11 protein-coding genes are annotated in these 12,624 nt (G+C 72.7%); 9 read left to right on the top strand and 2 right to left on the bottom strand.

Features of this window, described 5'->3' with window-relative positions; genetic code table 11:
* The first annotated feature begins 205 nt into the window (after positions 1-205).
* Entirely contained in the window at positions 206-2,230 is a 2,025-nt protein-coding gene (locus tag DEP02_RS07710; RefSeq protein ID WP_112466600.1) for a serine/threonine-protein kinase, read from the top strand.
* A gap of 6 nt (positions 2,231-2,236) precedes the next feature.
* On the opposite strand, the gene DEP02_RS07705 is transcribed toward DEP02_RS07710, so the two are convergent.
* Positions 2,237-2,983: an SLATT domain-containing protein gene (locus tag DEP02_RS07705; RefSeq protein WP_112466599.1), complete on the bottom strand. Its 747-nt coding sequence runs from the start codon at positions 2,981-2,983 to the stop codon at positions 2,237-2,239.
* 254 nt (positions 2,984-3,237) lie between these two features.
* Between DEP02_RS07705 and DEP02_RS07700 the strand changes: the two genes are divergently transcribed.
* The 7 genes from DEP02_RS07700 (at position 3,238) to DEP02_RS07670 (ending at position 9,736) form a co-directional block, all read left to right on the top strand.
* A complete protein-coding gene (locus DEP02_RS07700; RefSeq protein WP_112466598.1) occupies positions 3,238-3,582 on the top strand; it encodes a YbaB/EbfC family nucleoid-associated protein in 345 nt (114 codons plus the stop codon).
* A 58-nt stretch (positions 3,583-3,640) separates the two neighbouring features.
* Entirely contained in the window at positions 3,641-4,240 is a 600-nt protein-coding gene (recR, locus tag DEP02_RS07695; protein ID WP_112466597.1) for a recombination mediator RecR, read from the top strand.
* Entirely contained in the window at positions 4,233-4,892 is a 660-nt protein-coding gene (locus DEP02_RS07690) for a DUF5063 domain-containing protein (protein ID WP_112466596.1), read from the top strand. Before recR ends, DEP02_RS07690 begins: the two co-directional genes overlap by 8 nt.
* Positions 4,893-5,113: 221 nt before the next feature.
* Positions 5,114-6,406: an aspartate kinase gene (locus tag DEP02_RS07685; RefSeq protein WP_112466595.1), complete on the top strand. Its 1,293-nt coding sequence runs from the start codon at positions 5,114-5,116 to the stop codon at positions 6,404-6,406.
* Entirely contained in the window at positions 6,403-7,455 is a 1,053-nt protein-coding gene (locus tag DEP02_RS07680; RefSeq protein ID WP_112466594.1) for an aspartate-semialdehyde dehydrogenase, read from the top strand. Before DEP02_RS07685 ends, DEP02_RS07680 begins: the two co-directional genes overlap by 4 nt.
* A 410-nt stretch (positions 7,456-7,865) precedes the next feature.
* Complete coding sequence (locus DEP02_RS07675; protein ID WP_112466593.1) at positions 7,866-8,570, top strand: SigE family RNA polymerase sigma factor; 705 nt, start codon at positions 7,866-7,868, stop codon at positions 8,568-8,570.
* Positions 8,571-8,680: 110 nt separating this feature from the next.
* Positions 8,681-9,736: a hypothetical protein gene (locus tag DEP02_RS07670; RefSeq protein ID WP_232838999.1), complete on the top strand. Its 1,056-nt coding sequence runs from the start codon at positions 8,681-8,683 to the stop codon at positions 9,734-9,736.
* A gap of 73 nt (positions 9,737-9,809) precedes the next feature.
* Here the strand turns inward: DEP02_RS07670 and DEP02_RS07665 are convergent, their stop codons facing one another.
* Positions 9,810-10,601 (bottom strand): SURF1 family protein, encoded by a 792-nt coding sequence (locus DEP02_RS07665; protein WP_112466591.1) that lies wholly within the window; start codon positions 10,599-10,601, stop codon positions 9,810-9,812.
* A 122-nt stretch (positions 10,602-10,723) separates the two neighbouring features.
* On the opposite strand from DEP02_RS07665, the gene DEP02_RS07660 reads away from it, so the two are divergent.
* The gene (locus DEP02_RS07660; RefSeq protein ID WP_112466590.1) at positions 10,724-12,559 is read left to right on the top strand and encodes a S9 family peptidase; all 1,836 of its coding nucleotides are present in this window, start codon (positions 10,724-10,726) and stop codon (positions 12,557-12,559) included.
* Positions 12,560-12,624: the final 65 nt, after the last annotated feature.

Here is a 12,624-nt window from a genome sequence, read left to right as displayed (position 1 = left end):
GCGAGCGTAGACGGAGAGCACGAGGACGTGACATCGGCGGCCTGTCTGCGGTCGCGGGGTTTTCACGACAGGGTGTCGCTGTTACGGAACCGTCGCTGTTACGGAACCGTGGAGACCGGATCACCCGCTCGTGCGGGTCGCCGCACTATCCTCGGTCTGTCGCACAGGGGTGTATCGGGGGATACCGGGGGGAGGCGGTTCGGCCGTGGAGAAGCTGGGGCCTGGTGATCCGCAGGGGATCGGCGCGTACCGGCTGCTGGCGCGGCTCGGGGCCGGGGGCATGGGGCGGGTGTATCTGGCCCGGTCGGACCGGGGGCGGACCGTCGCCGTGAAGCTGGTGCGGCAGGAGCTGGCGCAGCAGGAGGAGTTCCGGGCGCGGTTCCGGCAGGAGGTGCGGGCCGCGCGGCGGGTCGGTGGGTACTGGACGGCGCCCGTGCTGGACGCGGACACCGAGGCCGCCGTGCCGTGGGTGGCCACCGGGTATGTCGCCGGGCCCAGCCTGCAGCAGGTCGTCGGGCACGACCACGGGCCGCTGCCCGAGCGGTCGGTACGGATCCTCGCGGCCGGGCTGGCCGGTGCGCTCAAGGACATCCACGCGGCCGGGCTCATCCACCGCGACCTCAAGCCGTCCAACGTGCTCGTCACGATCGACGGCCCGCGCGTCATCGACTTCGGTATCGCGCGGGCGCTGGAGACCGTCACGGACGGCGGGCTCACCCGGACCGGTGCGCTGGTCGGCTCGCCCGGGTTCATGGCGCCCGAGCAGGTGCGCGGTGACCGGATCACGCCGGCGTGCGACGTCTTCTGCCTCGGCTCGGTGCTCGCGTACGCCGCGACCGGCGCGCTGCCCTTCGGCGGTGCCGACAGCGGGGTGCACGCGCTGATGTTCCGCATCGCCGAGGAGGAACCCGACCTCCAGGCGCTGCCCGAGGGCATCGCCGAACTCGTCCGCGACTGCCTGAAGAAGGACCCGGCGGCCCGGCCGACGCTGGAGCAGATCCTGGAACGCACCGGCGCCGAGGACACAGTGGCCGACGGCCACTTCCGCGACCCGTGGCTGCCGAGCGCCCTGGTCGCCCAACTCGGACGGCACGCGGTCCGGTTGCTGGACGCGGAGAACCCGGAGGAGCCGCAGGCGCAGGGGGAGCGCGGGCCGGACGGGGCGGCCGGTGCCGGCGCGGTGGAGCCGGCCGAGAGAGGGGAGAGGGCGGAGTCCGGGTCCGCCGGGGAGGCGCCCACCGTCGTCCGGCCCGGGGGCCGGCCCGCCACCGCTGCCCAGCCCTCGCCCGAGCACGCGGCGACCGCCGACGCCTCCGATGCCGGCGCCGCCGGTGCGCCGTCCGCCCCGCAGTCCGCCCCGCCGTTCCCCGGACAGCCCGGCGGAGGCACGCACACCCCGGTCAACCACCTCCCCACGATGGCCGCGGGGCAGGCACCCCCGCCGGGTCCGGTGCCCGCCCACCCGGCGTACGGCTCGTACGGCTTCCCCCAGCAGCACCTACCACAGCACCCCCAGCACGCCGCCTACGGCTACCCGCAGCAGCCCGCCGCTCCGGGGCACCAGCCCTACGGCGGCCTGGGCGCGACCCCGCCGTACGGTCCGCCGCCGTACGGCCCCAGCCCCCTGCCGCCGCGGGAACCGCGCCGGGGCGGTGGCTCCACGGCGGCGCTGGTCGTGGTGGCGCTGGTGGTGGCGCTCGGCGCGGGCGGCTCCGTGTACGCCCTGATGCGGGGCGGCGGCAGCAGCGACGACAAGGGGGGAAGGCCCCAGCCCTCACTCACCGTCAGCGCGCCCACCACACCGGCCGCCAAGGAGTCGAACGGCTCCGACCCCGGCCCGGTGACCTCGCCGCCGGACTCCCCGGCACCGGCCGACGGGGCCGTCCCGGCCGCCTACCTCGGCAGCTGGACGGCGGCGATCGACAACGCCCTCGGCGCCCACACCCGCCAACTCACCATCAGCCAGGGGAACGTGGGCGACACCGTGCTCACGCTGGTCGCCGACGGCCCGACCGACGCCGGTGGCAGCTACCACTGTGTGTTCGAGGCCCGGCTCACCCAGCGGCCGGGCGCGAGCGGCCCGTTGGAGATCGGCCCCTCCGCCGTCGCCAGCGGGCCACGTTCGACCTGCAGCCCGGGCGCGGCCACGGAGGTCACCCTGCTGCCGGACGGCACCCTGAAGCGGGTGAACACGAGCAACGGGGAGCAGTTGACCTACACCCGGCGGTGACCGGCGTCACCGCGGCTCCGGCGGCCGCTGCCGGGGCATGTTCGGCCGTGCCGCGCCCGGCGGCAGCGCGAGGCGCCCCTGTCCGCCGCCCGCCTCGGACCGCCCGCCGCCCGACACCGTCGACTGCAGGCCCATCGGCGCCGCCCCGACGCGGAACTGCACCATCCAGTCGGCCGTCTCGGTGCGCACCAGCTCGGTCACGTCCTCCGAGAAGCGCCGCAGCACCGTGAGACAGCGCTCGGCGGCCTCGCCGGCCGTTCCCTCGGCGGGGCCCAGGATCTCCCGTACGTTCTCCGACGCCCAGTCGAACTGCAGGGCCTGCAGACGCCGTTGCACGGCCTGCGCGGTCGCCACGTCCCTCATCCACCCGGAGGTCACCCCGAAGTACCGGTCGATCCCGACGCACGAGGCGGACAGCAGCAGCGCCATGTACCCCCACGGCGCCACTCCGTCCACCGCCCCGGTCAGGTCCAGCAGCGGCAGCACCGCCCCGGCCACCGCCCCGGCCGCGGTCCCGCACCGCAGCGCCCGCGCCCCGCGCCGCTTCCACACCCGCTCCGCCAGGTACCAGGCGACGGTCTGCAGCGCCCCCCGCTCCACCCACCGGTACAGCTCGTCCAGGCACTGCGCCGGCTCGGCCCAGTCGCCGGGCGGGAAGGGCCGCCCGGTCAGATCGCCCGGCCGCAGCCCGGCCGACCCGTCACCCCGCCCGTCCTGAGGCGGACGCTCGGGCTGCATCTCCGGCTGACCCACCCGGCACTCCCTACTGATCACGGTCCGCGACGCTGGCTGACACGCCGGACCCCTTCCTACCCCCCAATGGGTGGCGAAGAAGAGGGAAGCGCGGCTTTTCCGCCCGTAAGGGGGCGTTGATCAGGTATAGGGCTCATCCGAGAGTCACCCGAAAGAGTGGCGGGGCGCTGGCTGCCCGGACCACGTAGGCTCGTGCCAGCGGGAAACCGGAGTCGGTCCCCGCCCGGACAGCCGTACGAAAGCAGGAGCTGATCGTGATTCCCGGTGGTGGCCAGCCCAATATGCAGCAGCTGCTCCAGCAGGCCCAGAAGATGCAGCAGGACCTGCAGCAGGCGCAGGAGGAACTGGCGCGGACCGAGGTCGACGGGCAGGCGGGCGGCGGACTGGTCAAGGCCACCGTCACCGGCGCCGGCGAGCTGCGCGCGCTGAAGATCGACCCGAAGGCGGTCGACCCGGAAGACACCGAGACCCTCGCCGACCTGATCGTCGCGGCCGTCCAGGCGGCCAACGACAACGCCCAGACGCTCCAGCAGCAGAAGCTGGGCCCGCTCGCCCAGGGCCTGGGCGGCGGCAGCGGCATCCCGGGTCTGCCCTTCTAAGACGGGCGCCGGGCAACTACCGTACGTACCGAAGCACGTCAGGAAGGGCGGCAGTCCGTTGTACGAAGGCGTGGTCCAGGACCTCATCGACGAGCTGGGGCGGCTGCCCGGCGTCGGTCCCAAGAGCGCGCAGCGGATCGCCTTCCACGTCCTGCAGGCCGAACCGACGGACGTACGGCGTCTGGCCCAGGCCCTGCTCGAGGTGAAGGCGAAGGTCCGCTTCTGCGCGACCTGCGGCAATGTCGCGCAGGAGGAGCTGTGCGGGATCTGCCGCGACAGCCGCCGCGACACCTCGGTCATCTGCGTGGTGGAGGAGCCGAAGGACGTCGTCGCCATCGAGCGCACGCGCGAGTTCCGCGGCCGGTACCACGTACTCGGCGGGGCGATCAGTCCCATCGAGGGCGTCGGCCCGGACGATCTGCGCATACGAGAACTGCTGGCCCGCCTCGCGGACGGCACGGTCACGGAACTGATCCTGGCCACGGACCCGAATCTCGAGGGCGAGGCGACGGCGACGTACCTCGCCCGCATGATCAAGCCCATGGGCCTGAAGGTCACCCGCCTGGCCAGCGGCCTTCCGGTGGGTGGCGACCTGGAGTACGCGGACGAGGTCACCCTCGGCCGCGCCTTCGAGGGGAGACGACTCCTAGATGTCTGACGCCACGCTGCACGCGACCCACCAGAACCCGGACGACTTCGTGGTCCAGATCGCCGACCAGGTCGAGAGTTTCCTGGTCGCGGTCACCGAGGTCGCCAAGGGCGACGAGCCGGACTCGGCGGTGCCCTTCCTCCTGCTGGAGGTCTCCCAGCTGATGCTGGCCGGCGGCCGCCTCGGCGCGCACGAGGACATCGTGCCCGAAGAGCGCTACGAGCCCGACTCCGGCCCGGAGCAGGACGTGGACGGCCTCCGCGAGAGCCTGGCCCGCCTGCTGGAGCCGGTCGACGTCTACTCCGAGGTCTTCGACCCCTACGAGCCCCGCCGGGCCCCCGTCCCCGCCCGTATCTCCGACGACCTCGCGGACGTCGTGGCCGACCTGCGCCACGGCATGGCCCACTACCGCGCCGGGCGCACCACCGAGGCCCTGTGGTGGTGGCAGTTCTCCTACTTCTCCAACTGGGGCTCCACGGCCTCCGCCACCCTGCGCGCCCTGCAGTCCCTGGTCGCCCACGTCCGCCTCAACCAGCCCCTGGAGGAGCTGGACGGCCTGGACACCGACCAGGGCATGGGCGACGACACCCTCGTGATCGAGGCCGGCAAGGTCATGGCGGAGGAGATCAGCCGGCTGGGCCTGGGCCGGGCGGGTCGGTAGACGTCGGCCGGCCGGGAGGCATCAGCGGCCGGGCGCCCGGTGTGACCCCGGACACGTTTCGCGTGGTGTTCCGCCCGATGGGCATGAGCCGTCCTGGAAAGCGGGCGGCGGGTATCTCACGATGCGGTAGCGCGGAAGAGAAATTCGGACGCTCGATAAACTGAGCCGACCGCACTGCGACCGCGTATGTGCGAGAGACACGGACTGAGCGAGGAGCGCACGTGGGCCTTGTCGTGCAGAAGTACGGAGGCTCCTCCGTATCCGATGCCGAGGGCATCAAGCGCGTCGCCAAGCGGATCGTGGAAGCGAAGAGGAACGGCAACGACGTTGTCGTGGTCGTTTCCGCGATGGGCGACACGACGGACGAGCTGATCGATCTCGCCGAGCAGGTTTCCCCGATGCCTGCCGGGCGCGAGCTCGACATGCTGCTGACCGCCGGAGAGCGGATCTCCATGGCCCTGCTGGCCATGGCGATCAAAAACCTGGGCCACAAGGCCCAGTCGTTCACCGGCAGCCAGGCAGGTGTCATCACCGACTCGGTCCACAACAAAGCCCGGATCATCGATGTCACGCCGGGCCGCATCCGGACCGCGCTGGACGAGGACAACATCGCCATCGTCGCCGGTTTCCAGGGTGTCAGCCAGCGGGGCAAGGACATCACCACGCTGGGGCGCGGCGGCTCCGACACCACCGCCGTGGCGCTCGCGGCCGCCCTGGACGCCGAGGTGTGCGAGATCTACACCGACGTCGACGGAGTGTTCACCGCCGACCCGCGTGTGGTGACGAAGGCCCGGAAGATCGACTGGATCTCGTTCGAGGACATGCTCGAACTGGCCGCCTCCGGGTCCAAGGTGCTGCTCCACCGCTGCGTGGAGTACGCCCGCCGGTACAACATCCCGATCCACGTCCGCTCCTCCTACAGCGGGCTGCGCGGCACGTGGGTCAGCAGTGAGCCACTCGTTCAAAAGACGCAGCAGCAAGGGGACAAGAAGGTGGAGCAGGCCATCATCTCCGGTGTCGCACACGACACCTCCGAGGCCAAGATCACGGTCGTCGGCGTGCCCGACAAGCCCGGCGAGGCCGCCTCCATCTTCCGTACGATCGCCGATTCCGAGATCAACATCGACATGATCGTGCAGAACGTGTCCGCCGCCTCCACCGGCCTGACGGACATCTCCTTCACGCTGCCCAAGACCGAGGGCCGCAAGGCCATCGAGGCGCTGAAGAAGAACCGGTCCGGCATCGGCTACGAGTCCCTGCGCTACGACGACCAGATCGGCAAGATCTCCCTGATCGGCGCGGGCATGAAGACCAACCCGGGCGTCACGGCGGACTTCTTCACCGCGCTGTCCGACGCGGGGGTGAACATCGAGCTGATCTCGACCTCCGAGATCCGTATCTCGGTCGTCACCCGCAAGGACGACGTACCGGAGGCCGTGCGCGCCGTGCACAGCGCCTTCGGGCTGGACTCCGACAGCGACGAGGCCGTCGTCTACGGGGGCACCGGCCGATGACCGGCCGACCGACGCTCGCGGTCGTGGGAGCGACCGGAGCCGTCGGCACGGTCCTGCTCACGATCCTGTCCCAGCGCGCGGACATCTGGGGCGAGATCCGTCTGATCGCCTCCCCGCGCTCGGTCGGCCGCAAGCTGGCCGTGCGCGGCGAGGAGGTCGAGGTGGTCGCGCTCACCGAGGACGCCTTCGACGGGGTGGACATCGCCCTGTTCGACGTCCCCGAGGAGGTCGCCGGGCAGTGGGCGCCGGTGGCGGCGGCCGGGGGCGCGGTCGTCGTGGACAACTCCGCGGCCTTCCGCACGGACCCGGACGTACCGCTCGTCGTGCCCGAGGTCAACGCGCACGCGGCGCGGCGGCGCCCGCGCGGGATCGTCTCCAACCCGCACTGCACCACCCTGTCCATGATCGTGGCGCTGGGCGCGCTGCACGCCGAGTTCGGCCTGCGTGAGCTGGTCGTCTCCTCGTACCAGGCGGTCAGCGGGGCCGGGCGCGCGGGCGTGGAGACGCTGCGCCGGCAGCTGTCCCTGGTGGCGGGCACGGAGCTGGGGACCGGCCCCGGCGACGTACGGCGGGCGGTCGGGGACGACACCGGGCCGTTCCCGGAGCCGGTGGCGCTGAACGTGGTGCCGTGGGCCGGTTCGCTGTGCGACGACGGCTGGTCGTCGGAGGAGATGGCGCTGCGGGAGGAGCCCCGCAGGATCCTCGGCCTGCCGCGGCTGCCGGTCGCCGTGACCTGCGTACGCGTGCCCGTGGTCACCGCACACTCCCTGACGGTGCACGCCCGCTTCGAGGACGAGGTCACCGTCGACCGGGCACGGGAGATTCTCGCCACGGCGCCCGGGGTGGTGCTGTACGACGACCCGGCCGCGGGCGGGTTCCCCACGCCCGCCGATGTGGTGGGCACCGATCCGACCTGGGTCGGGCGGGTGCGCCGGGCGCTGGACGACCCCACCGCGCTGGAACTCTTCGTGTGCGGCGACAACCTGCGCAAGGGCGCCGCGCTCAACACCGCGCAGATCGCGGAGCTGGTGGCCGGCGAGGCGAGGTGACGGCGCGGTGGCGGCGCCGTGACTCCTGTCGCGGAACCGGGTCACCGGCGGAAATCCCGTGGCCACCCCATGTTTTGTTTGTAAGATCCATGTGAAAATCAGAGTTCGGCCAGTGGTCCGAACCAGTTGCTCCGTGCCGTCTCGGCGGCGGAAGATCTCCCTCCCCGTCCCGCGCAACCGTGTCAAGGGCGGGGAGCGTCTTTGCCGTCGCCCTCCGGGGGCGTGGGGACACTGCGGGGCGTGGGGACGTCCCGGTGATTCAGGCATAGGGGATGAGCGGGACGCATGAGGGCATACGAGGCGCGTTCTGACGTGCCGCCTGCCGCGAGATCGGTGTCGGAGGCGTCACACGACGCAAAAGTGATGCCCGGCGCGTACAACCCCGGCGGGGGCAGGCGTGTCCAACTGGCGTGGCAGAGGTTCTCGACTTCTCCCCCAAGCTCTTCGAGCAGGGGACATCTTCAGCAGCGGCCCGCGGCACGGCCCTGCGGCCGCCCCGCGCGGCACTCCGTCCGCGCCTGCCCGGCAGGCCCGGCGGGTTTCCGGTGATCGCGCCGATGCCCGCCGCGCGGCCCGCCCGCATACCCAGTCAGCGTGACGGCACCGAGGAGAGCGTGGCGGCCGGTACCACCGTCGACCACCTCACCGAGACCTACCGTGCGCACTACCGCTCACTGCTGGGCCTTGCCGCCCTGCTCCTCGACGACACCGCCTCCTGCGAGGACGTCGTCCAGGAGGCGTTCATCCGCGTCCACTCCGCCCGCAAACGCGTCCGCGACCCGGAGAAGACCCTCGCCTATCTGCGGCAGACGGTCGTCAACCTCTCCCGCTCGGCCCTGCGCCGCCGCATCCTCGGCCTGAAGCTGCTGTCCAAGCCGATGCCGGACATGGCGAGCGCGGAGGAGGGCGCCTACGACCAGCTGGAGCGCGACTCCCTGATCAAGGCGATGAAGGGCCTGCAGCGCCGCCAGCGCGAGGTCCTGGTGCTGCGCTACTTCGCGGACATGACCGAGGCGCAGGTCGCCGAGACGCTGGGGATCTCGCTCGGCTCGGTCAAGGCGTACGGTTCACGGGGCATTGCGGCGCTGCGGGTCGCGATGGGAGCGCGGGCATGAGCGAGAAGGACGAGAACGAGGGGCGCGACGTGCACGAGCCCCACGCCCGGCAGGAGCCGGCGCGGTCACATGAGCACGAGCACACGCCATCGCACGCTGGGAACGGAACCGTGAACGACAGCCCTGACGAACTGGGCCCCGACGGGCTCGCCTCGGACGAGCTGGAACTGCGCAGGATGCTGCACCAGGCGGTCCAGGACGTCGAGCCGCGCGACGGCGCGCTGGATCACCTGCGGCGCGCGGTCCCGGCCCGGCGCGCCCGCAAGCGCCAGGCCGCCGTCGGCATGGCGGCCGCCGCCCTGTTCGTGTGCACCGCGGTCCCCGCCCTCGTGCACGTCTCCCAGTCCACCGGCTCCGACGCCAACCCGGCCATCGCCGGCCAGGCCTCCGAGGCGCACGGCGGCACGGGCCGGAGCAAGGGCCAGGACGGCGGCGGGAGCGGTGCCGGCGGCCCTTCGGGCAAGGCCACCGACAAGGGCGGAGGCGGCGGCGAGGACGGCCGGAAGGGCGACACGGGCACCGGCGCCGGCCCCGTCGGCGGCCCGGACAGTCCCTCGGCCGACTCCGGCGGCGACACGCCCGCGTGCACGTCCTCCCAGCTCGGCTCCGCCACCGCCACGGTCGAGGACCCGGACTCGGCCGGTGCCGTCCACGGCACCTTCCGCATCGTGAACGTCTCGGCCAAGGGCTGTTCGGTCGGCGGCCCGGGCAGGGTGGACACCCTCGCGCAGGGCGCGGCCGACGACACCAGGATCAGCGTGGCCGACCACGTCCCGGGCGACGCGGCGACCAGGCTGCTCGACCCCTCCACGGAGGCGCCGGGACTGGTTCTGCCGCCCGGTGCGGCGTACGAGGTGAAGTTCGCCTGGGTGCCCTCCCAGACCTGTCCCACCACCGGCGGCGGCAGCCCCGGCGACAGCGAGACCGGCGGGCCCTCGCCCGACGAGTCCCCGACTCAGGGCGCGAGTGCCACGGGCGCGACGGGCACGGCGAGCACCGGCAGCGACTCCGGCTTCACGCCCCAGACGTTCAGGGCGGACGGCCCGGTCGACGGCAGCGTGGTGGTCTCCTACACGGCGGAGGCGGGTTCACCCACGGTGTCGACGACGGTGTCCAACGCGTGTGAGGGGACGGTCTACCGCACGGGAGTGCTGACGGCGTCGTAGCAGGTCGGCCGGACCTCGTAGCAGGCCGCGGACTGCGAGGAGTGGTGTCGCCGGGGTGGGCAGCCGGTCCGGCTCACACCGCGGCGACCTGCTCCTCCTCGGTCCCCAGCCCCAGCTGCGCGTCCCGGACCGCCTCCACCTCGCGCCGGAGCAGCCGGAACCACATGAAGACCACGAACCCGGCGAAGACGAACCACTCACCGGTGTAGCCGAGGTTCTGGAACGCCTTCAGGTCCAGCCCGGTGTTGCTCGGCGCCCTCGCGGGCACCGCCGTCATCCCGGAGTCGCCCTGGTTGAGCGTGACCCAGGCGTCGTAGACGTCGTAGGGCACGAGGTTCACCAGCGAGGCCGCGCTGATCGCCGCGGTCTGTCCGGACGGCAGTCCGCCGCGGGCGCTGACCCCGTTGTCACCCGGCGTCTCGGACGCCTGCAGCGCACCGGTGACCGTGACCTCGCCCGCGGGCGGTGCCGGGGCCTTCGCCGCGTCCGCCTTCCCGGCGGTCCCCGGCAGCCAGCCGCGTACGACCGGCAGCGCCTTGCCGGAGTCGGTGCGCAGCAGCGTCAGCACGTAGTACCCCTGCTTGCCGTCCAGCTCGCGGTCCGGGATCAGCAGCTGCTCGCCGTACCGGCCGGTCGCGGTGGTCTGCATGCCGGAGGTCCGCTTGTCCACCGGCAGCAGCTCCTCCAGTGGGCGCGGCGCCTCGCCGCGGTGGGTGGCGGCCTGCTCGTTCGCGGTCCGGTGGTCCTGCACCCGTGCCTCGAACCGGCCCAGCTGCCAGGAGCCCATGAAGACGCAGAAGGGGATGGCGAGCAGCGCGAAGACGTTGATGCCCCACCAGCGGGGCGTCAGCAGAAACCGGTACACGCCTTCAACGGTACGGTGCCGTGCGCCTCACCCGGGCCGCGGGGGTGGCCCGGAGCGTACTTTTTCCACAGGCTGGGGAGACTGGTCGGCGCGCTGTCGGTGGGACCAGGCAGTATGGAGTCATGACTGAGAGCAACGGGTCCGACTCGCCGCGGAAGCTCGACCGGCGGGCGCTCATCGAGGAGATGCCGGACTGGGAGAAGCGCTTCCGCGCGCCCCGCGTGTCGCTGCCGGACTGGGCGGAGGACGCCCCGGAGCGTTCCCTGTTCGTGTCGAACGCGACAGGGACGTACGAGCTGTACGCCTGGGACCGGGCGACGGGTGAGCAGCGGCAGGTGACCGACCGGCCGAACGGCACGACGGACGGAGTGCTCTCGCCGGACGGACGCTGGATCTGGTGGTTCGACGACAAGGACGGCGACGAGTTCGGCATCTGGCGGCGGCAGGCCTTCGAGGGCGGGGCCGACGAGGCGGCCGTGCCCGGTCTCCGGGCGTCGTACCCGGCGGGGCTGGCGCTCGGGCGGGACGGGCGGACGGCGGTCGTGGGCCGGTCGACGGACGAGGAGGGCACGACCATCCACCTGGCCCGCGAGGGCCGGGCGACGGTGGAGATCTACCGGCACCGCGAGTCGGCGGGCGTGGGCGACCTCTCCCACGACGGCACGCTGATCGCCGTCGAGCACACGGAGCACGGCGACGCGATGCACTCGGCGCTGCGCGTGCTGCGCGCGGACGGTACGGCGGTCGCCGAGCTGGACGACACCAAGGGCGGGACGGTCGAGCTGGGCCTGGAGGTGCTGGGCTTCGCCCCGGTCGAGGGGGACGCGCGGCTGCTCGTCGGCCACCAGCGGCGGGGCCGCTGGGAGCCCCTGGTCTGGGACGTGACGACGGGCGAGGAGACGGACCTGTCCCTGGACCTGCCCGGCGACGTGAGCGCGGAGTGGTACCCGGACGGCACCGCCCTCGTCGTCGCGCACAGCTTCGAGGCCCGCAGCGAGCTGTTCCGCTACGACCTGGCCACCCGCGAGCTGGCGAGGATCCCCACGCCGCCCGGCTCGGTCTCCGGGGCGTCCGCCCGCCCGGACGGCAGCGTGGAGTACCTGTGGTCCTCGGCGGCCGAGCCGTCGGCGGTGCGTTCGACGAGCGGCGGGGTGGTCCTGGATCCCCCCGGCATGAAGTGCCCGGGTTCGGTCCCGGTGGAGGACGTGTGGGTGGAGGGCCCCGGCGGCCGCATCCACGCCCTGGTCCAGAAGCCGGAGGGCGCCACCGGCCCCCTCCCCACGGTCTTCGACATCCACGGCGGCCCCACCTGGCACGACAGCGACTCCTTCGCCGCGGGCCCGGCCGCCTGGGTCGACCACGGCTACGCGGTGGTCCGCGTCAACTACCGCGGCTCCACGGGGTACGGCCGTGCGTGGACCGACGCCCTCAAGCACCGGGTGGGCCTGATCGAGCTGGAGGACATCGCGGCGGTCCGCGAGTGGGCGATCACCTCGGGCCTCGCCGACCCCGACCGCCTGATCCTCACCGGCGGCTCCTGGGGCGGCTACCTCACCCTGCTCGGCCTCGGCACCCAGCCGGACGCCTGGACGCTGGGCATCGCGGCGGTCCCGGTCGCCGACTACGTCACGGCGTACCAGGACGAGATGGAAGCGCTGAAGGCCATGGACCGCACGCTGCTCGGCGGCACCCCGGAAGAGGTCCCCGAGCGCTTCGAGGCCTCCTCCCCCCTCACCTACGTCGACCGGGTCAAGGCCCCGGTCTACATCTCGGCCGGCGTCAACGACCCCCGCTGCCCCATTCGGCAGATCGAGAACTACGTCAAGCGCCTCCAGTCCCGCGGCGCCGTCCACGAGGTCTACCGCTACGACGCCGGCCACGGCTCCCTGGTCGTGGACGAACACATCAAACAGGTCCGCCTGGAACTCGACTTCGCAGACCGCCACCTGCCGAAGTGAGAAACGGGGCGTGAGCCCGGGTCGGGGGTGCGGGGGCTCTGCCCCGCACCCCCGACCCCGCCCGC

It is taken from the genome of Streptomyces triticisoli (genome assembly GCF_003270085.1).
Classification (GTDB): Bacteria; Actinomycetota; Actinomycetes; order Streptomycetales; family Streptomycetaceae; genus Streptomyces; species Streptomyces triticisoli.
Note: the sequence above shows the minus strand (reverse complement) of the source record. Positions and strands in the feature narration are given on the sequence as shown.

What these genes read in the sequence shown, in the direction of transcription:
- DEP02_RS07690 (WP_112466596.1), top strand. Translation starts at nt 4,233, where the DNA reads ATGTCTGACGCCACGCTGCACGCGACCCACCAGAACCCGGACGACTTC.
- DEP02_RS07680 (WP_112466594.1), top strand. Translation starts at nt 6,403, where the DNA reads ATGACCGGCCGACCGACGCTCGCGGTCGTGGGAGCGACCGGAGCCGTC.
- DEP02_RS07660 (WP_112466590.1), top strand. Translation starts at nt 10,724, where the DNA reads ATGACTGAGAGCAACGGGTCCGACTCGCCGCGGAAGCTCGACCGGCGG.